24 protein-coding genes and 1 tRNA gene are annotated in these 23,047 nt (G+C 62.3%); 14 read left to right on the forward strand and 11 right to left on the reverse strand.

From position 1 onward, the window contains the following. Positions 1-57 precede the first annotated feature (57 nt). Both ACZ9HU_RS09535 and ACZ9HU_RS09540 read left to right on the forward strand, forming a co-directional pair. On the forward strand, positions 58-1,482 hold the full coding sequence (locus ACZ9HU_RS09535) for an aminotransferase-like domain-containing protein (RefSeq protein WP_476104505.1): 1,425 nt from the start codon (positions 58-60) through the stop codon (positions 1,480-1,482). 33 nt (positions 1,483-1,515) lie between these two features. Continuing rightward, complete coding sequence (locus ACZ9HU_RS09540) at positions 1,516-2,742, forward strand: NAD(P)/FAD-dependent oxidoreductase (protein WP_476104507.1); 1,227 nt, start codon at positions 1,516-1,518, stop codon at positions 2,740-2,742. A 16-nt stretch (positions 2,743-2,758) separates the two neighbouring features. Here the strand turns inward: ACZ9HU_RS09540 and map are convergent, their stop codons facing one another. From map to ACZ9HU_RS09555, 3 genes are all read right to left on the reverse strand, one after another. After that, positions 2,759-3,529 (reverse strand): type I methionyl aminopeptidase, encoded by a 771-nt coding sequence (map, locus tag ACZ9HU_RS09545; protein ID WP_476104509.1) that lies wholly within the window; start codon positions 3,527-3,529, stop codon positions 2,759-2,761. After that, positions 3,526-3,762 carry a ParD-like family protein gene (locus tag ACZ9HU_RS09550; protein ID WP_476104511.1) on the reverse strand — a complete coding sequence of 79 codons (237 nt, stop codon included), beginning with the start codon at positions 3,760-3,762 and terminating at the stop codon, positions 3,526-3,528. Before ACZ9HU_RS09550 ends, map begins: the two co-directional genes overlap by 4 nt. Positions 3,763-3,857: 95 nt before the next feature. Then, positions 3,858-4,244: a UrcA family protein gene (locus tag ACZ9HU_RS09555; protein ID WP_476104513.1), complete on the reverse strand. Its 387-nt coding sequence runs from the start codon at positions 4,242-4,244 to the stop codon at positions 3,858-3,860. 120 nt (positions 4,245-4,364) lie between these two features. Here ACZ9HU_RS09555 and ACZ9HU_RS09560 point away from each other — a divergent pair, with 120 nt between their 5' ends. Next, on the forward strand, positions 4,365-5,765 hold the full coding sequence (locus ACZ9HU_RS09560) for an aminotransferase-like domain-containing protein (protein WP_476104514.1): 1,401 nt from the start codon (positions 4,365-4,367) through the stop codon (positions 5,763-5,765). Between the two features lie 63 nt (positions 5,766-5,828). Here the strand turns inward: ACZ9HU_RS09560 and ACZ9HU_RS09565 are convergent. Next, a tRNA-Leu gene (locus ACZ9HU_RS09565) sits at positions 5,829-5,915 on the reverse strand. A gap of 113 nt (positions 5,916-6,028) precedes the next feature. Further along, entirely contained in the window at positions 6,029-6,871 is an 843-nt protein-coding gene (locus tag ACZ9HU_RS09570; protein ID WP_476104515.1) for a zinc-ribbon domain-containing protein, read from the reverse strand. Positions 6,872-7,090: 219 nt separating this feature from the next. Between ACZ9HU_RS09570 and ftsE the strand changes: the two genes are divergently transcribed. The 5 genes from ftsE to ACZ9HU_RS09595 are packed head-to-tail and all read left to right on the forward strand — an operon-like array spanning position 7,091 to position 11,336. Continuing rightward, positions 7,091-7,804, forward strand: a complete 714-nt coding sequence (ftsE, locus tag ACZ9HU_RS09575; protein ID WP_476104796.1) for a cell division ATP-binding protein FtsE — start codon at positions 7,091-7,093, stop codon at positions 7,802-7,804. Beyond that, positions 7,801-8,829 (forward strand): cell division protein FtsX, encoded by a 1,029-nt coding sequence (locus tag ACZ9HU_RS09580; RefSeq protein WP_476104516.1) that lies wholly within the window; start codon positions 7,801-7,803, stop codon positions 8,827-8,829. Before ftsE ends, ACZ9HU_RS09580 begins: the two co-directional genes overlap by 4 nt. After that, positions 8,829-9,368, forward strand: a complete 540-nt coding sequence (locus tag ACZ9HU_RS09585) for a YdcF family protein (RefSeq protein ID WP_476104517.1) — start codon at positions 8,829-8,831, stop codon at positions 9,366-9,368. Before ACZ9HU_RS09580 ends, ACZ9HU_RS09585 begins: the two co-directional genes overlap by 1 nt. After that, positions 9,361-10,077, forward strand: coding sequence for a lysophospholipid acyltransferase family protein (locus ACZ9HU_RS09590; RefSeq protein WP_476104518.1), 717 nt, complete (start codon positions 9,361-9,363; stop codon positions 10,075-10,077). Before ACZ9HU_RS09585 ends, ACZ9HU_RS09590 begins: the two co-directional genes overlap by 8 nt. After that, entirely contained in the window at positions 10,074-11,336 is a 1,263-nt protein-coding gene (locus ACZ9HU_RS09595) for an NRAMP family divalent metal transporter (RefSeq protein ID WP_476104519.1), read from the forward strand. Before ACZ9HU_RS09590 ends, ACZ9HU_RS09595 begins: the two co-directional genes overlap by 4 nt. Before the next feature lie 235 nt (positions 11,337-11,571). Here ACZ9HU_RS09595 and ACZ9HU_RS09600 read toward each other — a convergent pair whose 3' ends face one another. Together ACZ9HU_RS09600 and ACZ9HU_RS09605 are read right to left on the reverse strand one after the other, a co-directional pair. Further along, positions 11,572-12,480, reverse strand: a complete 909-nt coding sequence (locus ACZ9HU_RS09600) for a prephenate/arogenate dehydrogenase family protein (protein WP_476104521.1) — start codon at positions 12,478-12,480, stop codon at positions 11,572-11,574. 3 nt (positions 12,481-12,483) lie between these two features. After that, positions 12,484-13,581: a pyridoxal phosphate-dependent aminotransferase gene (locus ACZ9HU_RS09605; RefSeq protein ID WP_476104522.1), complete on the reverse strand. Its 1,098-nt coding sequence runs from the start codon at positions 13,579-13,581 to the stop codon at positions 12,484-12,486. A gap of 91 nt (positions 13,582-13,672) precedes the next feature. Between ACZ9HU_RS09605 and metX the strand changes: the two genes are divergently transcribed. The 3 genes from metX (at position 13,673) to ftsH (ending at position 17,557) form a co-directional block, all read left to right on the forward strand. Next, on the forward strand, positions 13,673-14,794 hold the full coding sequence (gene metX / locus ACZ9HU_RS09610; protein WP_476104523.1) for a homoserine O-acetyltransferase MetX: 1,122 nt from the start codon (positions 13,673-13,675) through the stop codon (positions 14,792-14,794). Positions 14,795-14,802: 8 nt separating this feature from the next. Continuing rightward, a complete protein-coding gene (metW, locus tag ACZ9HU_RS09615; protein WP_476104524.1) occupies positions 14,803-15,396 on the forward strand; it encodes a methionine biosynthesis protein MetW in 594 nt (197 codons plus the stop codon). A 223-nt stretch (positions 15,397-15,619) separates the two neighbouring features. Beyond that, positions 15,620-17,557: an ATP-dependent zinc metalloprotease FtsH gene (ftsH, locus tag ACZ9HU_RS09620; RefSeq protein WP_476104525.1), complete on the forward strand. Its 1,938-nt coding sequence runs from the start codon at positions 15,620-15,622 to the stop codon at positions 17,555-17,557. A 63-nt stretch (positions 17,558-17,620) separates the two neighbouring features. On the opposite strand, the gene ACZ9HU_RS09625 is transcribed toward ftsH, so the two are convergent. The 3 genes from ACZ9HU_RS09625 to ACZ9HU_RS09635 all read right to left on the reverse strand — a co-directional run bounded on the left by ACZ9HU_RS09625 (position 17,621) and on the right by ACZ9HU_RS09635 (position 20,677). Next, positions 17,621-18,547, reverse strand: a complete 927-nt coding sequence (locus ACZ9HU_RS09625; protein WP_476104526.1) for an SGNH/GDSL hydrolase family protein — start codon at positions 18,545-18,547, stop codon at positions 17,621-17,623. Between the two features lie 135 nt (positions 18,548-18,682). Next, positions 18,683-19,027 (reverse strand): DNA-directed RNA polymerase subunit omega, encoded by a 345-nt coding sequence (gene rpoZ, locus ACZ9HU_RS09630; RefSeq protein ID WP_476104527.1) that lies wholly within the window; start codon positions 19,025-19,027, stop codon positions 18,683-18,685. A gap of 93 nt (positions 19,028-19,120) precedes the next feature. Further along, on the reverse strand, positions 19,121-20,677 hold the full coding sequence (locus ACZ9HU_RS09635; protein ID WP_476104529.1) for a replicative DNA helicase: 1,557 nt from the start codon (positions 20,675-20,677) through the stop codon (positions 19,121-19,123). 189 nt (positions 20,678-20,866) lie between these two features. Between ACZ9HU_RS09635 and ACZ9HU_RS09640 the strand changes: the two genes are divergently transcribed. Genes ACZ9HU_RS09640 through ACZ9HU_RS09650 form a run of 3 tightly spaced genes read left to right on the forward strand, consistent with a single transcriptional unit; the run spans position 20,867 to position 22,615 of the window. After that, positions 20,867-21,385, forward strand: a complete 519-nt coding sequence (locus ACZ9HU_RS09640; RefSeq protein ID WP_476104530.1) for a UPF0262 family protein — start codon at positions 20,867-20,869, stop codon at positions 21,383-21,385. A 52-nt stretch (positions 21,386-21,437) separates the two neighbouring features. Next, entirely contained in the window at positions 21,438-22,166 is a 729-nt protein-coding gene (locus tag ACZ9HU_RS09645) for a glycoside hydrolase family 25 protein (RefSeq protein WP_476104531.1), read from the forward strand. 8 nt (positions 22,167-22,174) lie between these two features. Then, positions 22,175-22,615: a cytidine deaminase gene (locus ACZ9HU_RS09650; protein WP_476104533.1), complete on the forward strand. Its 441-nt coding sequence runs from the start codon at positions 22,175-22,177 to the stop codon at positions 22,613-22,615. Here ACZ9HU_RS09650 and ACZ9HU_RS09655 read toward each other — a convergent pair. After that, complete coding sequence (locus tag ACZ9HU_RS09655; protein ID WP_476104534.1) at positions 22,612-23,046, reverse strand: nuclear transport factor 2 family protein; 435 nt, start codon at positions 23,044-23,046, stop codon at positions 22,612-22,614. The two genes, ACZ9HU_RS09650 and ACZ9HU_RS09655, sit on opposite strands and share 4 nt — an antisense overlap. Between the last annotated feature and the right edge of the window lies 1 nt (position 23,047).

Here is a 23,047-nt window from a genome sequence, read left to right on the forward strand (position 1 = left end):
GACAGATACAGTATGATACAGATTACATCATCTGTATCGTTTCAAAGGCCAATACACATGAATGCCCCCACCCGCATATCCATGGTGATCGACAGCATCCATGGGCGCATCCGCTCCGGCCTTTTGGGCGAGGGCGACAAATTGCCATCGGTGCGCCAATGCGCGGCGGCTCTCCATGTCTCCCCCGCCACGGTGGTTGAGGCCTATGACCGCATGGTGGCCGAAGGCGTGATCGAGGCGGTGCCAAAATCGGGTTTCTATGTCGCGCGCCTTGCCGCAACGCCCAAGGGACCGGCGCAAAATGCCCCCGCGCGCCTGCCGGAAATCGATCCTTTCTGGGTTTCGCGCCAATCGCTGGACGCCGATGCGGATACGGACAAACCGGGCTGCGGATGGTTGCCGCCCGACTGGATGCCGCAGGATGCGCTGCGCCGGGCCTTGCGCGTGGCGGCGCAGGACATTGGCCTCATCACGCTCTATGGCTCGACACGGGGCGAACCTAGCCTGCGCCGACAACTGGCGCTGTCCATGGCCGCCGAGGGTCTGTCGGTGCATCCCGATCAGGTGCTGCTGACCGGATCGGGGACACAGGCGATTGACCTTATCTGTCGCCTGATGATCAAGCCGGGGGATGCGGTGCTGCTGGATGACCCGTGCTATTTCAATTTTCAGGCCTTGCTGGCCGCGCATAAGGCCCGCGTGGTCAGCGTCCCCTATGGCCCGGACGGCCCCGACCCGGAGCAATTCGAGGCCATCGTCGCGCGCGAAAGGCCCCGGCTCTATCTGACCAATTCGGCGCTGCACAATCCCACCGGGGCCAGCCTGTCGCCGCAGGTCGCCCACCGCCTGCCCGCCATCGCCGCCGCGCATGGCATGGTGATTGTCGAGGATGATATCTTTGCCGATTTCGCCCCGCAAACCCCGCGTATGGCGGTGCTGGACGGATTGCACAGCATCATTCGCATCGGCAGCTTTTCCAAGACGCTCTCGGCCTCTTTGCGATGCGGCTATATCGTCGCCCGGGCGGATTGGATCGACGCGCTATGCGATCTTCAGGTCGCCACCAGTTTTGGCGGGCCGAGTCCCTTGTCGGCGGCGGCCATCGCGCATGTTCTGGCGGGCGGGCAATATCGCAAACATATCGAGGGGTTGCGTCGGCGTCTAGCCGGTGCGCGTGGCGATTTGGCGGAGCGACTGGTGGCGATGGGGCTGCGTGTCCGGGGCAATCCGGCGGGAGGGTTCTATCTTTGGGTCGCAACGCCGCCGGGGATCGACGGCGCGGCGCTGGCACAGGCATGTCGCGCGCGCGGCGTTGTACTGGCCCCCGGCAATGTGTTCAGCCCCAGCCAGAGCGCGGGCGCCTATCTGCGCTTTAACGCGGCGCAGACATCGCCGCGCGCCCTGTCGATCATCGGGCAGGAAATCGCAAGGCAGCAGGATTTGAAAGGATTGCAAAGCACTTCTGTTCACTGTGGCGATTGACGGCGGCGCGGTTTTCGTCAAACCACTCCGGTCATGGACAAGAAAGACATTCTGATCGTGGGCGGGGGACACGCCGGGGCTCAATGCGCGATTGCGCTGCGTCAGGGCGGCTTTGCCGGTTCGGTCGCGATAGTCGGGCGCGAAAGCGAACCGCCCTATGAACGCCCGCCCTTGTCCAAGGAATATTTCGCGCGCGAAAAGACGTTCGACCGCCTCTATATCCGCCCCGCCGCGTTTTGGGAGGAAAAGCAGGTCGAGATGCTGTTGGGCCGTGAGGTCGTGTCGGTCGATGCCGATGCGCATCAGGTTACGCTCTCGGACGGGTCTGTCCTCGAATATGGCAAGCTGGTCTGGGCCGCCGGGGGCGATGCGCGCCGTCTTTCCTGCGAAGGCGCGGATCTGGCGGGCGTCTATGGCGTGCGCACGCGGGCCGATGCCGATGCGTTGATGGCCGAAGTGGATGCGGGCGCGCAGAATTTCGTCGTCATCGGCGGCGGTTATATCGGACTGGAGGCGGCTGCGGTCCTCTCCAAAATGGGGCGCAAGGTGACGCTGCTCGAACTGGCGCCGCGCGTTCTGGCGCGTGTGGCCGGACCGGAACTCTCGGCCTTTTACGAAGGCGAACATCGCGCCCATGGCGTCGATCTGCGCACCGGCATCAGCGGGGTGGCCCGACTGGTCGGCGGGGACAAGGTTTCGGGCGTCGAATTGTCCGATGGCGAGGTTGTGCCTGCTGATGTGGTCATCGTCGGCATCGGCATCGTGCCTGCCGTCGGGCCGCTGATTTTGGCTGGGGCCTCCGGGGCCAATGGGGTGGATGTGGATGAATTCTGCCGCACGTCCTTGCCGGATATTTATGCTGTCGGTGATTGCGCGGCCTTCGCCTGTGACTTTGCCGAAGGTGTGGTCATGCGCGTGGAATCGGTCCAGAACGCCAATGACCAAGCCACTTGTGTCGCCAAACATATCCTTGGCGAGGAAAAGCCCTATCACGCCTTCCCGTGGTTCTGGTCGAACCAGTATGATCTGCGGCTTCAGACGGCGGGCCTGTCGGTGGGCTATGATCAGACGGTGCTGCGCGGCGATGTGGCGGCGCGGTCCTTCAGCGTGGTTTACCTCAAGGCTGGCCGGGTGATCGCCCTCGATTGCGTCAACAGCGTCAAGGACTATGTTCAGGGGCGCAAGCTGGTCGAAGCGGGGGCGAGCCCGGATGTGGATCGTCTGGGCGACAGCAGCGTGCCGCTCAAGGAACTGCTTTAATTTCGGGGCGCGCCAGTCAACGGCGCGCCACCTTCTCATCCGGGCGCAGCGTCAGGATACGCGCGCCTTGCGGCGTCACCGCGACGGTATGTTCAAATTGCGCGGATAATTTGCCATCGGCGGTCACCACGCTCCACCCGTCATCCAGCGTTTCGACCTTGGCGCGGCCTTCGTTCAACATCGGCTCGATGGTGAAAACCATCCCTTCGCGCAGGGTCAGGCCCGTGCCGGGTTTGCCGAAATGCAGAACCTGCGGGTCTTCGTGCATTTCGCGCCCGATGCCATGGCCGCAATAATCGCGCACGATCGAATAGCCCGCCTTTTTGGCATGGCGTTCGATCGCATGGCCAATATCGCCCAGCCGCGCACCGGGGCGCACCGCCCGAATCCCCTGCCACATGGCGTCATAGGTGGTTTGGACCAGCCGCCGCGCATGGGGCGCCACGTTGCCGATCATATAGGTCTTGGACGAATCGGCGATGAACCCGTCCTTTTCCAGCGTGATGTCGAAATTGACGATATCGCCATCGGCCAGAACATCGTCCTGTGACGGCATGCCATGGCACACCACATGGTTGCGGCTGCAATTGAGGACATAGGGATAGTTATATTGCCCCTTGCTGGCAGGGCGGCTTTGCAGCGGGCCTGTGATATAAGCCTCGACCATGTCGTTGACCTGCATCGTGTTCATCCCCGCCAGAGGCAGCGTGTCGAGATAGGTGAACACATCGGCCAACAGCCGTCCGGCCTGTGCCATGACGTCGATTTCAGCGGGGGTTTTGATCATGCCGGTATCGCCGACAAAGGCGCTGGCGTGGACGCCGTCAGGGGGCTTGGATCGACCCCGGCCTCGCGCAATTCGCGCGCGACAATGTCGTGAAAGCTCATGTTCGGGTTCAATTCGGCCAACATGCCGATCTTGATCCAAAAGGCCGCCTGCGCGTTGATCGACCGGCACGAAACCTTGCTGGCCCTGCGCAATTGTTCGTGCAGTTCATCCTCGATGTTGACGATGCCCATTGTCGCTCATGAATATACGATTCGTATATAAGATATAGTCATAGCATATGGGCGATGCAAGAAGGTGTGGGGCGACACCCCGCCCCACACCCAAATTACGGCCGGAACCGCGCCCCATCCGCCAGCGCCAGAGGCAGCAAAGGCGAGCGGATCTGGGCCAGCGCCCCGTTCATGGCACTGTGCCAGCAATCGGACCGGCGGATGGCGTCATTGACCTGACGGCTGGAAAAGCCGCCCCCGCCGCAGACCTCCAGAGCGGCGGCGTCAATCCGCGACCAAGTGCGTTTGGCCGCCGGGGCGTCGGATGGATGGCGGTCAATGCTGCGCAGGATGATTCGGTCGCCCTCTACCCCCATCGGATTGCCCGTTGTCGTGCTGGCCATCGCCTGACCGATCACAACAAACAGCGCGGCCAGAGCGAGCGGCGCAAAAGCGAGCAGGCTGAGGTTGCGGCTGAAACGGCTGGTATTGGGGGTAGTCATCTCGATCTCCTGTTGGTTGTCTCCTGAATGGACGACGCCATGTGGCGCAAAAGGGGCTGGCGCGAACAGGAACAATCCAATACAATTTCGATAAACCGTATTGGTAGGATCATCGGTACAATGCTCGAAGCCTCATCCCAAACCGCCCAGCGCCGGACCCGCACGGAACAGGTGATGGACCTGATCCATCAGCGGATCGAGCGGCGCATGCTGGTTCCCGGCGCGCGTCTGCCATCGGTCCGGGCGATGGCGGAGAGCACCGGCTTTTCCAAATCCACCATTGTCGAAGCCTATGACCGGCTGGCCGCCGAAGGGGTGATCCGGGCGCGGGTGGGGGCGGGGTTCTACGTCGCGGCCCCTTTGGCCCCCTTGGCGCTGTGCGATGATGAGGCAAAAAGCGCGCGCGAGATCGATCCCGTATGGCTGCTTCGCCAATGTTCGGACGATCGCGCAGGGGTGATCAACGCCGGTTCGGGCACATTGCCGGGCGATTGGCTGGCGCAGGATTCGATGCGCCGCGCCTTGCGGGCCGAGGCGCGGGGGGCGCCTGCTGCGGTCGAATCCGATCTGCTGGGCTATGAACCGATGCGGATGCTGACCAGCCGCCGGCTGGCCGAACAGGGGATCGAGGCCAGCCCCGATCAGATCATCCTGACCGACAGCGGGACACAGGCGCTCGATCTGGTGTGCCGCTTCCTGTTACAGCCGGGCGATACGGTGCTGCTGGATGATCCGTGCTTTTTCAACTTCGTGGCGCTGTTGCGCGCCCATCGCGTTCGCGTGGTCAGCGCGCCTATGACCCCGCAAGGGCCGGATCTGGCCGCCTTTGCCGAGGTTGTGGCCCGTGAAAAGCCGCGCCTCTATATCACCAACAGCGCGGTCCATAATCCCACCGGCGCCACCTTGTCGGCCACCCATGTCCACCGCGTGCTGAAGATCGCCGCAGAGGCCGATATGGTCATCGTTGAGGATGACATTTTCGCCGACTTCGAAACCGAACCATCGCCCCGTTATGCCACGTTTGACGGGCTGGAACGGGTGATCCGCATCGGCAGTCTGTCAAAAACCGCCTCCACCGCGATTCGCTGTGGTCATATCGCCTTGCGCGCCGATTGGGTGGATGCTCTGGCCGATCTGCGCATCGTCACCTCCTATATGGGCAATCCGTTGGGCGCGCAGTTACTGGTGACGATGCTGACTGACGGCACCTATCGCCACCATATGGAGACTTTGCGCCGCCGACTGGCGCGGGCGCGGGCGCGGACATCGGCGCGGCTCAAATCGCTGGGAATGGAATTGTGGTGCGAACCCAAGGCGGGCATGTCGCTGTGGGCGCGCTTGCCCGGCGGGATGGATGCGGCGCAACTGGCGCGCGAAGCGGCGGGCCAGCAGATCATTCTGGCCCCCGGTATTGTGTTCAGCCCGTCTGGCGGCTGGCAGGACTATCTGCGCATCAATGCCGTGCAGGGCGACAATGATCGCTTCTTCGATTTTCTGGATCAGGCATTTCGCAAGGGGTGAGGCGGGCAACAAAAAAGGCGCCCGTAACAAAAAAGGCAGGGCGTTGGCCCTGCCTCTTTGTGATGGTGCGGTCGAGAAGACTCGAACTTCCACGGGTTTTCACCCACAACGACCTCAACGTTGCGCGTCTACCAATTCCGCCACGACCGCATCTTCATGTCTGACCGTCCAGAGTATCTGGCCCGTCAGTGGGGTAGGAGCGCGCCCCTAACAGAGGAGTTTGACCTTGCCAAGCGCAGAATCGAACTTGTGGAAAATTTGTTTCAATTCACCTTCCATTTCACCTCGGCCGAGACCGCCGCTTTGGGCGCATCCACGATCGCGGTGTTGATGGTCAGGTTTTCGCCGGGGTTCAGCACCGGCTTGGGCGGCGCGGCCTCGACCGTATAGACCGCGCGGTTGCGCGCATCGCGCAGCACGATCATCAGGCTGGGCACGCTGCGGCGGCTTTGGCCGATATTGGTGATGGTGCCGGAAATGTTGAAATAATCATTCTGGCTGTTGAGCGGACGCCGCTCCTGCCGTGCGGCGGGAAAGGTCAGCTTGAGATCTGGCTCGCTATGCCCCGTTTGCGGCAAGGGCAGCCAGTCGGGCAGGCCGAATTCATAGACCGCCGCCATCGCGCCGGTCGACACCAATGCAAATCCCACCGCCAGCATCGTCCACATGCGCGCCGGATTGCGGCGCGGGCGAAACGGCGGTTCGTGGGCAAAGCTGGACGGGCTGCTGGCAAATCGATCCTTGATCGAGGGCGCAGGGGTGGGTTCGGGCGCGGCCGGTTCCACCGGCGGTGCGACCACGGGGGCGGGGTTAGCAGGCGCGGCGGCGGCCATGACCGGCGCAGCAACCGGCGCCGGGCTGGGTGCGGGCGGCGCAGCGACGGGCGGCTGGGCTTCCATCACGGTGGTCTGGGTCATGGGCGCCGGGGCCGGTTCGCTGATCGGGGCCGGGGCGGGCGTGGGCGCCATGGGCGGAACCTCGACCACCGGGCCTTCCTGAAACCAGCTGTTGCGGCATTTGGCGCAGCGCACGGTCCGACCGTCCACCCCGATGGCGCTATCGGGGACAGCATAGCGTGTCGCGCAGGCAGGGCAGGCGATAATCATCGGTTACATCTAAAACATGCAATCCTTGCAAAGCACAAGGGGAACAGCCTGCGACTCGCCTGTTCTCAGGCATTTTTCCACCGCCCTTTTTTCGCGGGCAAAGCCGTACTATAGCTGGCCGGTGATGGTCGAAAGCTCTCCTGTTAAAAGCCTGAAATCCGCCGTGCGGCGCGGGTGGTCGCCTGCGCCCCATCCGCGATGGAGGGGCAAGTGACGGCCATGGCAGGGGAAATCGCCCGGTTTGATAATGTCGGTTTGCGATATGGCACCGATCGTGAAGTTTTGTCCGATGTCGGCTTTACGCTGCACGCGGGCCATTTCTATTTCCTGACCGGGGCCAGCGGCGCTGGCAAATCCTCGCTTTTGCGCATGCTCTATCTGGCCCAGCGCCCTTCGCGCGGGATGATCAGCCTGTTCGGCACTGATGCGATCACCCTGCCGCGTCAACGCCTGCCCGGATTTCGGCGGCGGATCGGGGTGGTCTATCAGGACTATCGGTTGGTTCCCCACCTTTCGGCCTTTGACAATGTCGCCTTGCCGTTGCGCGTGGCGGGGATACCCGAACGCGACGTGGTACAACCGGTCAAGGATATGCTGGAATGGGTCGGTCTGGCCGACCGGATGGGGGCCAAACCGGCCACGCTGTCGGGTGGTGAGCAGCAGCGCGTCGCCATTGCCCGCGCGGTGATCGGGCGGCCCGAATTGCTGGTGGCCGACGAACCGACCGGCAACGTTGACCCCGACATGGCGGTTAAGCTGCTGCGTCTGTTCGAGGCTCTCAACCGGTTAGGCACGACCGTTGTGGTTGCCACCCACGATATGCATTTGCTGCAAAAAGTGCCGGGCAGCCTGATCATGCGGCTGGACAAGGGGCGGATGTCGGACCCCACCGGCGCCTTGCGCTATCCCCCGCGTCGAGGGGGGCAGCCATGACCGATATGGATGGCCGCGATTCTGTGCAGATCCCGCACCGCCCTATTTCCGCCGCAGACGGGCCGCCCGATGCGGCCAACCCGCATGGTGCGGCTCGCGATTTTGGTCGGGGCGAAGGCAAGCTGGCCGGATGGCGCGCCTTTGGCAGCGGGGGCGAGGGGGTTCTGGTGCCGCAGGCGCGGCTGTCGGGGCCGACGCCTTGGGTTATCGCCATCATGGTCACCATCACGGTGATCGCGGCGGCGACGGGCCTTGCCTTGCGCAACATTGCCAATGCCGCCGCAACCGACCTTGCCGGGGGCGTGACGGTCCAGATTATCGAGGCGCAGGCCCCGATCCGCAACGCGCAGGCACAGGCCGCGCAAAAGGCGTTGCTGGCCGTGCCGGGCGTGATTTCGGCCCGCACCGTGCCGCAGGAGGAACTGGATCAACTGCTCGTGCCATGGCTGGGCGCGGGGATGAGCGATGGCGATATGGTGCCCGTGCCCGCGATGATCGATGTCCGGTTGGAGGGCGGCGTGGACGGCGGGCGCATCGATGCCTTGCGTAGGGCTGTGGCCAAAGTCGCGCCGGGCGCGCGGGTGGATGCGCAATCGCATTGGCTGGCTCCGGTGTTTGACGCGATGGATTCGCTGCGCTGGCTGGCGGTGTCGATGATTGGGCTGCTGGCGCTGGCGCTGGCGGCGGCGGTTTTGCTGTCGGCGCGTTCGGCGCTGGGTACGCATCGGCAAACGATCGAGATTGTCCATAATCTGGGCGGCACCGATGCCCAGATCGCCCGGATTTTCCAGCGCTCGATGGGCATGGACGCCGCTTTGGGCAGCCTGGTCGGGCTGGTGCTGGGCCAGATTGCGGTGGTCGTGCTGGGTGCGCGATTTGCCGGGCTGGGCGCGGGGCTGCTGGCGGGCGGGGTGCTCGGGCCGCTGGATTGGGCCGTTGTGGCGCTGGTGCCGGTGGTGGCGGTGGGGTTGGCCATGCTGACGGCGCGGCTTTCGGTGCTGATCGCGCTGCGAAAGATGCTGTGATGCTGCGCCGCTTGCTTGCTCTTTTGCTGATCGTGTGGGCCTTGGGCTTTGTCGGTTTCGCCGCGTTTCAGCCGCAACCGGCCCCGATGGCCAAATCCGATGGCATTATCGTGCTGACCGGGGGCGAGGGGCGGATTGCGCGCGGGCTGGAACTGCTGCGCGCCGGCGCCGCGCCGCGCATGTTGATTTCGGGCGTCGATCCCGAAGTCAAACCGGGCGAATTGGCCGCCGAATATAAAATCGGGGCGGCTTTGCTGGCCTGTTGCATCACGTTGGGATATGATTCGGTTGATACGCGCAGCAATGCGCGCGAATCCGCGCAATGGATCGCGCGTCATAAACTGCATCGCGTTCGTTTGGTGACATCGGATTGGCACATGCGCCGCGCGGCGTGGGAATTACGCCAGACCATCCCCGCCGATGTTGAATTGACAGAAGATGCCGTGCACACGCGCCCGTCGCTGGGCATTCTGTTTGCGGAATACAGCAAATATGTGCTGCGACGCCTGTGGCATATCGGAAAAGGTTATTATGGATAAAGAGCCGCTGGGCCTGGGCAATGCATTACGTTCGATTGCCTTCAATCTGTATTTTTATCTGTGCTCGACGTTGATGGGGCTTTCTATTCCCCTCTTCACGCTGTTCGGCGGGCGCGATGGGGCGATCTGGATCTGTACCAAATGGTCGAACATGCATCGCTGGGGTGCGGTCCATATCCTTGGCATGACCATCGTGATCGAAGGCACGGTGCCTTCCGGTCCGGTCTTTGTGGCGCTGAAGCACGAAAGCATGTTTGAGGCGATCGACCTGCCTACGCTGCTGCCCTTTCCGGCGGTCTTTGCCAAGGTCGAGCTGCTGCGCCTGCCGCTGTGGGGCAAGGCTGCCGGGCTCTATGGCCTTGTCCCGGTGGAGCGTGATCAGGGCGCCAAGGCCCTGCGCGCGATGGTGTCGGCGGCGCGGACCCTGTCGCAGCAAAACCGCCCGCTGGCGATTTTCCCCGAAGGCACGCGTGTGCGCCATGGTACGCGGCCCGCGCTTCAGGCCGGGTTTGCGGGCCTTTACAAGATGATCGGATTGCCGGTCGTTCCGGTGGCGGTCAACACCGGGCCGCTGTTGCACGGGTTCTGGAAAAGGCGCGGCACGGTGACCTATCGTTTTTGCGAAACGATCCCCGCCGGTCTGCCGCGTGAGGAGATCGAGGCGCGGGTTCATGCCGCCATCAATCAGCTGAACGCTCCAGAGGTATGAGCGAGGAACCGGCCCCCGAAAAGCGTGACGTCTGGGACGTTCTGGGGCCGGGGCTGGTAACCGGGGCGGCCGATGATGATCCATCGGGCATCGCCACCTACAGCCAGGTCGGGGCCAGTTTCGGCTTTGGTCTGGCTTGGCCCATGCTGTTTTCCTATCCTTTGCTGGCGGGCATCCAATTGGCCTGTGCCCGCATCGGCAGCGTGACCGGCCATGGCATCGCCCAGAACCTGAAGCGCCATTATCCGCGCCCGGTGCTGGCGCTGGCGGTGATGCTGCTTCTGGTGGCCAATATCATCAACCTTGGCGCGGATCTGGGGGCGATGGCGGCCGCGCTCAATCTGATCGTGCCGGGGCCGGTGCTGTTTTATGTCGTGGCTTTCGGCCTGCTCTCGGTCGGGCTGGAAGTGTTCATTTCCTATGCCCGTTATGAAGCGATCCTGAAATGGACGACGCTTTCGCTGCTGGCCTATGTGGCGGTGCCTTTCGTGGCGCGGCTGGATTGGGGGGCGGTGGCGCGCGGGTTGATGGTGCCCACCATTCCCCATGGCCGCGCCGAAACCATGGCATTGGTCGCGCTGCTAGGCACGACGATCAGCCCCTATCTCTTCTTCTGGCAGGCGGGGCAGGAGGTTGAGGAGCAGCACAGGCGCCACCTGCATCCGCTGGGCGTGTTCCCGCGCCGCGCCGCGGTTAGCCTGTCGCGCCTGCGCACGGATACGATGGTGGGGATGGGGGTGACGCATCTGACGGCGCTGTCGATCATCATTGCCACGGCGGCCACGTTGCACGCCCATGGCATCACCCAAATCGCCAGCGCGGATCAGGCGGCTCTGGCCCTGCGTCCGATCGCGGGGGATTACGCGTTCCTGTTCTTTGCCGTGGGCATCATCGGCACCGGGCTTTTGGCGGTCCCGGTCCTTGCGGGCAGCGCAGCCTATGCCCTGTCGGAAACCTTTGGCTGGGCCGAGGGGCTGGATAAACCGCCCCGTGGCGCGCGGGCCTTTTACGGGGCCATCGGGCTGGCGGTCGCTGGCGGGGTGGTGTTCAACTTTCTCAACATCGATCCGATGAAGGCGCTCTATTGGACGGCGGTCATCAACGGATTGCTGGCGCCGCCGTTGATGGTGATGACGCTGCTGGTCGCGCGTAATCCGCGGGTGATGGGGCGGCTGGTGCTGCCTTTGCCGGTCGCGGCTTTGGGTTGGGTGGCGACGGGGGTGATGGTTTTGGCCGGCGTCGGTTTTTTGGTGAGTTAGGCGCGAAGGCTTTTGCCTCCGGCGGGTTAAGGGCGGGGGCCCTTAACAATCCCGGTTTGGGGTGGCGTTTGGTTCGCGCGTTGCGGTTTTTTGGGGGGTAAAGCCTGCAGCGCGGAAATGTAGCGCCGCAGGCTATCAAATCTCTACATGGCGTCCGACACAAAAGGCCGAACCCCTGACGCAACGCAGACAGTCATGGGAGCGCGAGGGTCTAGACCCTCGCATCTAACCTCCCTTAAACCTTCCCATCCCGCCCAAAATTGGCACTGGCCACATCCTGACCCTGCTCGATGATCGAGCGGCGGATGGCGCGGGTGCGGGTGAAATGATCGAACAGCTTTTCGCCATCCCCCAACCGGATCGCCTTCTGCAGCTCGGTCAGGTCTTCGGTGAAGACTTGCAGCATGTGGAGGACGGCGTCCCGGTTATAGAGGAACACGTCGCGCCACATCGTGGGGTCCGACGCGGCGATGCGGGTGAAATCGCGGAAGCCACCGGCGGAATATTTGATGACTTCGTTTTGGGTCACTTCTTCGAGGTCGCCCGCGGTGCCCACGATTGTATAGGCGATAAGGTGCGGCAGGTGGCTGGTCACGGCCAGAACGCGGTCGTGATGCGCGGGGGCCATGATCTCGACCTTGGCGCCGATGGCCTGCCACAGGACCGAAAGGCGCTCAATCTCGAAGGGGTCGGTGCCCTCGGCAGGCGTGATGATGCACCAGCGGCCTTCGAACAGGCTGGCGAAACCGGCGTCGGGGCCGGAGTTTTCGGTGCCCGCCACCGGGTGGGCCGGGATGATGAGGTGGTTGGGCAAAACCTCGCCCAATACCCGCGCCACGGCTTCCTTGGACGAACCCACATCCGAAATCACTGCATCGGCGCGCAGGCCCGGCGCGCATTCCCGCGCCGCATCGCCCATCGCGCCCAACGGCACGCAGAAGATCACCAGATCGGCGTCCTTGACGGCCTCCACGGCGGTATCGGCCACATGGCCCACCAATCCGCGCTCGGCTGCACGGGCGCGGGTGGCCGGATCGCGGTCATAGCCCGAGGTGGCGATCTTGGGCAGATATTGCTGAACCGCAAGGCCGATCGAGCCGCCCTGAAGGCCCAGACCGATAATGGCAATCTTGGCAAAGGACATGGCTTAAACGCCCTGTGCCAGACGGGCGATTTCGTCGGCGATCTGGGTCATCTGCTCTTCGCTGCCGATGGTGATGCGCAGGCCATGCGGCAGACCCTGATTGGGCAGCCAGCGGGTAATATAGCCGATCTCCATCAAGCCGTTATAGACGGTTTCCGCGCTCAGCTTGCCTTCAAACAGGATCAGCACGAAATTGGCCTGTGACGGCAATGGGCGCACGCCATGGTTGCCAAGGGCCTCCAAACGCTCGACAAAGCGGGCGCGGGTTTTGGCGTTATGTTCGCGGCTGGCGACAACAAAGCTCTGATCGGCAACGGCGGCAAGGCCCATCGCCTGGGCTGTGTTTGACAGGTTGAACGGCCCGCGAATGCGGTTGAGCGCATCGATGATGTGATCGGCCCCCGTGCCCCAGCCAAGGCGTTCGCCCGCCAGACCATAGATCTTGGAAAAGGTGCGCGTAACCAGCACATTGCCCGCATTTTCCGCCAGAGCCAGCGCGCCATCATCGTCCGCCGGATCGACATATTCGCCATACGCCTGATCCAGCACCAGCAGAACATCGGAGGGCAGGGCGGCATGCAGGCGGGCAATCTCGCCGCGCGGCAGGAAGGAGCCGGTCGGATTGTTCGGGTTAGCGACAAAAACCACGCGGGTCTTTTCATTCACCAGCGCCAGCAGCGCATCGACATCGGTGCCGTAATCGGCATCGGGCGCCACAACCGGCGTCGCCCCGCAACGGCGCGCGGCAATGTCATAAACACTGAAACCATAGCGGACATAGATGATCTCGTCCCCCGGCCCGGCATAGGCTTGCGCGGCAATATGCAGGATCTCGTCCGAACCCGTGCCCATGACGATGCGGGCGGCGGGAATACCGTGCAATTGCCCCAATGCCGCGCGCAAGGCGTTGCTGTCGGGATCGGGATAGAGCGCCGGGGCCGCCGCATCGCCGCGCGCCGCCAGAGCCGCCGCCGATGTGCCCAGCGGGTTTTCATTGGCCGAAAGCTTGGTCAGCGGTTTGCCGTCCTTGCCCTTGGACTTGCCGGGGACATAGGCGTGGATCGCGCTGATCCAGGGTTTGGGGGTCGGAAGATTGGTCATAATGGCGCGGCCCTTAGCCCAAGATGGTGTGAATTGACAGGGGGCGCATGCATTGACTTCCCGCGCGCCAGCCCCCAATTCAGCGCGCATAATGGCAAGCCTCTTTACGCCCTGTTCGGAAACATACGATCTGCCGCACCCGCTGTTGCTTGACGGCGGGCAAAGCCTTGAAGGCGTGCGGATCGCGTTTGAAACCTATGGCACGCTTAATGCGGCGGGTGACAATGCGATCCTGATCTGTCACGCCACGACCGGCGACCAATATGTCGCCAATCCGCACCCCATCACCGGCAAGCCGGGGTGGTGGAGCAAGATGGTCGGGCCGGGTAAACCCATCGATACCGACCGTTTCTTTGTGATCTGTCCCAATGTGCTGGGCTCCTGCATGGGCACGACCGGGCCGGGCAGCCTTGCCCCCGATGGGCAACCTTATGGGCTGCGTTTTCCCGTCATCACCATCCGCGACATGGTGCGCGCGCATATGTTGCTGCTCGACCATCTGGGGGTGGAACGGCTCTATGCGGTGATCGGCGGGTCGATGGGTGGGATGCAGGCACTCTCGCTCTCGGTCAATTGGCCCGAACGGGTGGAGCGGGTGCTGCTGCTGGCCACGACGGCGGTGATGCCGGTGCAGAATATCGCGTTTCAAGAGGTCGGGCGGCAGGCGATCATGGCCGATCCCGATTGGCAGGGCGGGGCCTATTACAACACCGGGCGCGCGCCCGATGCGGGGCTGGCGGTGGCGCGGATGGCCGCGCATATCACCTATCTGTCCGAGGAAACGCTGTCGGAGAAATTCGGGCGGCGGCTTCAGGATCGTGACGCTAAGAGTTTCGGCTTTGGCGCCGATTTTCAGGTCGAATCCTATCTGCGTTATCAGGGCAGCAGCTTTACCGGCCGGTTCGACGCCAATTCCTATCTCTATATCACCCGCGCGATGAGCTATTTCGACCTGACCGAGGAACGCTGTGCCGGGCAACACAATGCCCGCCTGTCCGAAGCCTTTGCCGGGGTCAGCGCGCGGTTTTGTGTGGTCAGCTTCGATACCGACTGGCTGTACCCCACCGCCGAATCGCGCAAGATCGCCCATGCGGTCAATGCCGCCGGGGCGCCGGTGTCCTTTATGGAACTGGCCGCGCCCTTTGGGCATGACAGCTTCCTGCTTGATGTGCCTGCGCTTGACCGGGTGATTACGGGGTTCCTGAGCCGATGAACCGGATTATGGCAAATTTGCGCCCCGATTTGGCGGTGATTGCGGGCCATGTGGCGTCGGGCGCGAAAGTGCTGGACGTGGGTTGCGGCGATGGCACGCTGATGGCGGCTTTGCGCGATGAGCGCGGCTGTGATGCGCGCGGGCTGGAACTGGACCCGGCCAATGTGGCGGCCTGTGTGGCGCAGGGGCTGTCGGCGATACAGGGCGACGCGGACACCGACCTCTCGCTCTATCCCGACGCCAGTTTCGATTACGCGATCCTGAGCCAGACGTTGCAGACCACCAAGCGCCCCGACATGGTGCTGGAGGAATTGCTGCGTATCGGGCGGCGGGCCTTTGTGTCCTTTCCCAATTTCGCCCATTGGCGGGTGCGTACCGACCTGCTCTGGCGGGGAAAGATGCCGGTGACGCGATTGCTGCCGGTGGCATGGTATGAAACGCCCAACATCCACCACCTGACCATTGCCGATTTCCGCGATTTTGTGAGGGCGCGCGTGTTAAAGGTCGAGGGGGCATGGTATCTGAACGGCGACAGCCTGATCAGCCCGGCCATGGCCAATTGGCGGGCGGAACATGCGGTCTATCTGCTTTCGCGTGATTGATTTGGTGCGCTTCAGGCGTCCGCCTGAAGCTTGACGGCACCGGCCCTCTCCCCCGGCCCTGCCACCCACAGGGTACACTATATGGGTGGCAGGGCCGGGGGAGAGGGCCGGTGCCGCTGGAAAATCGCAGATGCGATTTTCTGCCCATAAAAGAAACCATCGCTAACTTGCGCTTCAGGTCTGTCGTCCTACATTACATGGGTGTGAAAGGACGCGCCCTGCAATGAATGACGAACAGCCCAATGGTAACCCCTGGACGAAGAGCCTGCTGGTATGGGGAGGCATCTTCCTTGCCCTGTTCTTCGCCGTATCGCTGTTCAGCGCGCGCAATGATATCGGCGCGCAGGCGATCCCCTATTCCGAGTTCAAGGCCAAGGTGAGCGAGGGCAGCGTCTATGAGGCGCAGGTGGGCGAACAGCGCATCACCGGCAAATTCAAGAATGGCGAGGCCTATACCACCGTTCCCATCCCCAATGACGTTACGCTGGCGCCGCTTTTGTCGCAAAATGGCGTGAAATATCAGGGTAAGGCGCCCGAAGAGCCGAACGTCCTGCTTTATATCCTGCTTCAGGCTCTGCCTTTCCTGCTGATCGTGGCGGTCGGTTTCCTGGCCATGCGTCAGATGCAGAAGGGCGGCGGCGGCGGCGCCATGGGCTTTGGCAAGAGCAAGGCCAAGATGCTGACCGAAAAGCAGGGGCGCGTGACCTTTGCGGACGTCGCCGGCATTGACGAGGCGCGTGAGGAACTGGAAGAAATCGTTGAATTCCTGCGCGATCCGGGCCGCTTTTCGAAACTGGGCGGCAAAATCCCCAAGGGCGCGTTGCTGGTCGGTTCGCCCGGTACGGGTAAGACGCTGCTGGCCCGCGCGATTGCGGGTGAGGCGGGCGTGCCCTTCTTCACCATTTCGGGTTCGGATTTCGTCGAAATGTTCGTGGGCGTGGGCGCAAGCCGCGTGCGCGACATGTTCGAACAGGCCAAGAAGAACGCGCCCTGCATCGTCTTCATCGACGAAATCGACGCCGTGGGCCGCAGCCGCGGCAATGGCCTTGGCAATTCGAATGACGAGCGCGAGCAGACGCTGAATCAGTTGCTGGTCGAGATGGATGGGTTTGAGGGTAATGATGGCATCATCATCATCGCTGCGACCAACCGCCCCGACGTGCTGGATCCAGCGCTGCTGCGTCCGGGCCGTTTCGACCGTCAGGTCGTAGTGCCGGTGCCCGATATCGAGGGCCGCGAAAAGATCCTGGCCGTGCATATGAAAAAAGTGCCGCTGGCCCCCGACGTTCAGCCCCGCGTGATTGCGCGCGGCACGCCGGGCTTTGCGGGCGCGGATTTGGCCAATCTGGTCAATGAGGCGGCGCTGCTGGCCGCCCGGCGCAACAAGCGTCTGGTGGCGATGCAGGAGTTCGAGGACGCCAAGGACAAGGTCATGATGGGCGCCGAGCGCCGCAGCATGGTCATGACCGAGGAAGAGAAGAAGATGACCGCCTATCACGAGGCGGGCCATGCTCTGGTCTCGATCAATGAACCGGCCAGCGATCCGATCCACAAGGCGACGATCATCCCGCGTGGCCGCGCTTTGGGCATGGTGATGCGTCTGCCGGAGCGCGACAGCTATTCGTACCACCGCGACAAGATGCATGCGAACCTCTCGGTTGCCATGGGTGGCCGCGTGGCTGAAGAACTGATCTTTGGCTATGACAAGGTGTCGTCGGGTGCTTCGGGCGATATTCAATATGCCACGGGTCTGGCGCGCAACATGGTCACCAAATGGGGCATGAGCGACAAGCTGGGGCCGTTGCAATACGAAGATCAGAACGAGGGCTATCTGGGCATGGGCGCCAGCCAGCGCCTGTTTGCCTCGGATGAGACGAACAAGCTGATCGACAGCGAAATCCGCACCTTGGTCGACAATGCCCATGTGCGCGCCACCAACCTGTTGCAGGAGCAGATCGACAAGCTGCACACGCTGGCACAGGCGTTGCTGGAATATGAAACGCTGACGGGTGATGAGATCAAGCAGGTGGTCGACACCGGCAAGATTGACCGCCCCGAAGCGCCCAGCGGCATCCCTCTGCCCGCTGCCATCCGTGGCACCAGCGTGCCGCGTGCGGGACGTTCTGGCGGTCTGGGCGGGATTGCCCCCCAAGGGGCGTAACCGGCCGTTACGGCTTTGGATATGGGCCTCGCTGGCAACAGCGGGGCCTTTTCCTATGGCGTATTAAATATCTGCTCGAATGGCGTTGGCCAACTGTTTTGCAATTAGGGCATTGCCAGCGGAATTTGGATGCGCTGCGTCCAGAAAGAGGTTGTTAGCGTCCGGCCTTTTGTGAAGTTGAGGGCGAATAACGGTAATGTTTTGAGCTTTTGCCCAAGTGAACAATCTCTCCCTGCGTTCAGGACTGTCCGTTTTCGGATCGCGCATGTCCCAATAAAGAATTATGAGCTTGCAGCCTGCGGTTTTGGACATGCTATGAATTGCATAGATATGGCTGAAAATATCCTCGTCAGGGGCGATTGTCATTTGGCCGGTGGATCCAGGGTCGACGGGTGCTGCGTTAAGGCGTAATTTCGGCCCAATGTACCGAACGGCAATTTCATGTAAAGCCGTGGTTGGGTTGCGAGTGGGGAAGCTGGGGTGGTTATCTAAAATGGTATGGGGGGAATAGCCTTGCGTGAGGTCTCGCTGATTAATTTCAAGCACAAGCACTTTTGCGCCCAGCGTTCCGTGCTGGGCTAGCCATCGCCGTTCATTTTCCAAAGCCCAACCGCCTGCAGATGCATTCAGTACGGCAGCACTAAGGTCAGCTAGGGCCAGTTGCGTCAGGGCTGGAAATGTATGGCTATCATCTGTAAGTGTTGTTCCAAAGGCGACGGAATCACCCAAAATTAGAACGCGTTTCTTTTCAATTCCCGGAACATCTTCCCCACGCAAGCCAATGGCGTTTGTTGTTACTTTCTTCCCGAATCTGTAAATATTCTGATTTGGCGCTGGCTCATATCCAGAGAATGATGAGCGATAAAGCAAAGGGTGCCCAAAACCAAAAGCATTTGCAGTTATTTCTGCTGTCATAAAGGATAAAACTGCAATCGAAGGGATCAGCCATAGCCACTTTTTTGCTTTTTTAGGTGGCAATTGCGTCGTCATTCGTTTTCACCTTTTGGGGCAGTACTAAGTATTTTTACCTTTTGCAGCAAAAAGCCCCGGAAAGCTAGTGCTCTCCGAGGCCATTTGTTCAATCGTTCAAGGCGTTGCCGCCCTGTTGTGATCAGCCGCCGTAGATCAGCCGTCGTAATCACCGCCCAGCGAGGTGTTACGCACCGGAGCCGCCGCAGTGATACGCAGCGCTTCGGCCGACTGTGACAGCGAGCCGATGTCATCGACTTCATCATCATCGTCGGGCAGGACGCGCTGCATCGAGGTGATGAGCGATTCCTTGAGGATCTTGGGACGAACGGTTTCCTCTGCGATTTCACGCAGGGCCACCACCGGGTTTTTGTCACGATCGCGATCGAGCGTCAGTTCCGCACCGCCCGAAATCTCACGCGCGCGCTGGGCAGCCAGCAGCACGAGGTCAAAGCGGTTAGGGATCTTGTCGACACAATCTTCAACGGTTACGCGCGCCATGGGCACTCCGTCTTGAATAGGGAAATTCCAGCGAACCTTGGCGCCTAGGCGGCAAAGCGGCCAAAGTCAAGGATTCGTGAGGAGCGGACCTCCTCACTCCTCCAGATCATAGGAATAATTGGCCAATTCCTCGGGCGCCAGATCGCTGAACTTGGTGATCTTGGCTTCGAACCGCATGCGGACCTTGCCGGTGGCGCCGTGGCGCTGCTTGGCGATGATCAGTTCGGCAAGGCCAAAGACGCGCTCCATTTCCTCTTGCCACTTGGCATGGGCCTCGACCACTGCGGGCGGATCGGTGGGGCCGGGTTCCTTGGGTTCGCGGCCCTTGACGTAATAATCCTCGCGGAACACGAACCACACCATGTCGGCGTCCTGTTCGATCGAGCCGGATTCACGAAGGTCGGAAAGCTGGGGCCGCTTGTCTTCACGCTGTTCCACCGCACGGGAAAGCTGGGACAGGGCGATCACCGGAACATGCAGTTCCTTGGCCAAGGTTTTCAAACCACGCGAAATTTCCGAAATTTCGTTCACGCGATTGTCGGTGGCGCGCCCCCCGCCCGAGAGCAGCTGAAGATAGTCGACGATGACCAGGCCAATGTCGTGGCGACGCTTCAACCGACGCGCGCGGGCGCGCAGGCCCGCAATCGTCAGGCCCGGCGTATCGTCAATATAGAGCGGCAACTGGCTCAAACGCTGGCTGGCAAAAGACAGCGCCTGAAAATCCTCGCGGCTGATCTTGCCCATACGCAGCGCGCTGGAGGAAATACCCGACTGTTCGGCAAGGATACGCGTGGCCAACTGATCCGCGCTCATTTCGAGGCTGAAAAAGGCCGTCGCCGCACCGATGCTCTTGGCCGGATCGATGCCCAACTCGCGATCGGTCAGCAGGCGATTGGCCGCGTTAAACGCAATATTGGTGGCCAGCGAGGTCTTACCCATACCCGGACGACCGGCCAGAATGATAAGGTCGGAATCGTGCAGGCCGCCGATACGCTGGTTGACTGAATCGAGGCCCGTCGTTTTGCCCGCGACATGGCCGCCCGAATTGAACGCCTTTTCGATGCCGGAAATGGCGACGCGGGTCGCCTCGCCAAAGCTCTTGGCCTCATTCGCGCTGCCCGCGCCATCGGCCACCTTGTACAGCGCGGCTTCGGCGGCCTCGATCTGTTCGAGAGGCTCGACCGACTCGCTGGTGTCCATTGCGCCCTGAACCAGATCGCGCCCCACGCGCACCAGTTCGCGCAGCAGCGCCAGATCGTAAATCTGTTCGGCCAATACGCGCGGTGCGATCAACCCCTGACCATCGGCCGTCAGACGCGCCAGATAGGCCGTCCCGCCCAGCGCGCGCAGCGCCTCGTCGCTTTCGAAATAGGGCTTGAGCGTGACCGGCGTGACCACCGCCTTGCGGTCCAGCAATTGCAGGATGCGTTCGAAAATCCGCCCATGGACGGGTTCAAAGAAATGCGCGGGCGAAAGTGGCTTGGCCAATTCCTCGATCACGCGATTGTCGATCAGGATCGCGCCCAGAAAGGCCGCTTCGGCTTCAATATTGGCAGGCAGCGCCTGCGCACGACCGTCCTTGCCGGGGGCCGCGTCATTGGCAGGCGAAAACGGCAAAGCCGGTGCGAGATGGGTGTCAGATGGTGCCATGGATTGGCCCTCATGCGCTCCATGCTGCGGCGGCGCAATGGGGATAGGTATTCATGGCCCTGTGGATAACGGGGATGGTTTTGGTGAAATCCATTGCGACGGCGGTGGGGTAGTCATGCGATGGATTGCATCATAGTTCCTAACACCCCCTTGCGGCGGCCCCTCGCATTTGCGAAACGAGACGGCCTTATGACGCCCACCCCGACATCCGCTTCGCCCTCTGCGCGCATTTCCAGCATCGATCTGGATGAAACGACGATTCTGCGCCGCAATGACGACATTGAACAGGAACGGCGGGTGGCGGTCTTCGATCTGATCGAGGACAATGTTTTCAAGCCCTTGCGCATTTGGGAATCGGGTTATCACGGCCCCTATGCGGTGCGCCTTGCGGTGCATGACGGGCGTTTGTCGATGGAGATCAGCGACGGGCGCGAAGGGCATGAAGGTGTATTGCTGGAAACCATCATGTTGGGGCTGGGGCGATTCCGTCGCTCGATTCGCGAATATTTCGCAATCTGCGAAAGCTATTATCAGGCCATTCGTAAAGCATCGGCCAAGGAAATCGAAACCATCGACATGGCCCGGCGCGGGGTTCACAACCATGCCGCCGAACTCCTGCTCGAAAGGCTGGAAGGTAAGGTGGAAACCGACTTCCCCACGGCGCGGCGCTTGTTTACGCTGATCTGCGTGCTGCATATCAAGGCCTGATGGGGATTCGCCTTTCCCTGTTGAACGGCCATCACAAAGAACGTTGAAAATCATGGCAAAAACCAAAACCCGTCCGCGCGGCAAATCGGCCGGCGGGCGCCCCGGCCTCCTTTGGCGCGTCTTGGCCCTGTTGGCGCTGATCGCGATGGTGGGCGGGGTCTGGGCGTGGTGGAGCATGCGGCATTGGCAGCCTGATCGCACGACCTTTCCGACGCAGGGCGCCTTGGTGGGCAGCGCGGATGGCCCGGTCGATTTCACCGCCTTAAAGGCCATCGGCGCCGATTTCGTCTATATCGAAGCCTCGGCCAGCGCTTTTGCGCGCGATCCCTCCGTGGTTAAAAACCTCGACGCCGCGCGTGCCAGCGGCCTGCCATGGGGCGCATTGCACAAATACGACCCGTGCCAGCCCGCCGATAAACAGGCCGCCAATTTCGTCACCGTGGTGCCGCGCGACAAAAAGATGCTGCCCCCCGCGGTCGAGTTGGAGCAATTGGCCGACCATTGCCCGGTGCCGGTATCCGACGCCGCCGTGGTCAGCGAATTGATGACTTTCCTCAACCAGATCGAGACGCATACGGGCAAGCCGGCGGTGCTGAAACTGGGGCGTCAGTTTGAAAAGACCTATCCCATCGCCGCGACGCTCGACCGCGCCCTGTGGCTCAGCTCGGATCGGGTGGAGCCGGATTACGGTGGCCGCCCATGGGCGCTGTGGACCGCCAATTCTGCCTTACAAACCTCGGCGGCCGAGCAGCCCTTGCGCTGGGTGGTGGTGCAGAGGTAAGCGGGCCTATGAACCACGACCGTGACACTTTGATCGCCGCCGCCCGTTCGGCTTCTGCCCGTGCCTATGCGCCCTATTCGCTGTTCCATGTCGGCGCGGCGCTGGGCTTTGCCGATGGCAGCGTGGTGTTGGGCGCCAATGTTGAAAACGCGTCCTATGGCCTCGCGCTTTGCGCCGAAACGGTGGCCGTGTCCAAGGCGATGGCCGATGGCGTGCGTGGGGGCCTTGTGGCCGTGGCGGTGATCGGCGGTTCGCCGGGTGAAGACGGCACGGCCCAGCCCGGACCGGGGCCGGTCACACCCTGTGGCCGTTGCCGTCAGGTGCTGAACGAAATCGCCCAGCTTGGCGGCACCGACCCGGTGGTGTGGAGCGCCTCGGCCGATGGCGTGGCGGAAATGAAGCTGTCGGAATTGCTGCCGCTGGCGTTCGGGCCTGCGAACCTGCTTTAAGCCTGACGGAAATCCAGACTGCCGCGACGCTCTGCAAATTTCCAGCCATCGGCTTCGCGCACCAATTGATCCTGATAGCTGCCCACCAAAGGCGGCTTGGGCGATTGTAATGGCAGCCCGTCCCCATCCGCCTCGCCGGTGAACAGCAGGATCTGGCTATAGGCCGACGCGCTCTGGCCATCGGGCGCCAGATCGACCACGATATTGGCCACGATATGGCGACTGGCGCGCGGCGGGCGGGCCTGAAACGCGGCCAGAATGGCGTCGCGCCCGACGGTAAAGCTGTCCGGCGCGGTGGGGCGGTTCATGCGACCATCCTGCGTGTAGAGCGCGGCGAGTTCATCCCATGCCCCCGCATCGTTCAGGTGGACGTAGCGCGTGATAAGGCGGGCGATGGCGTGTTCGGCAAGCATGCGGTCGATGTCGGTCATA

The sequence above is a fragment of the Novosphingobium sp. Sphag1I genome, from assembly GCF_056279125.1.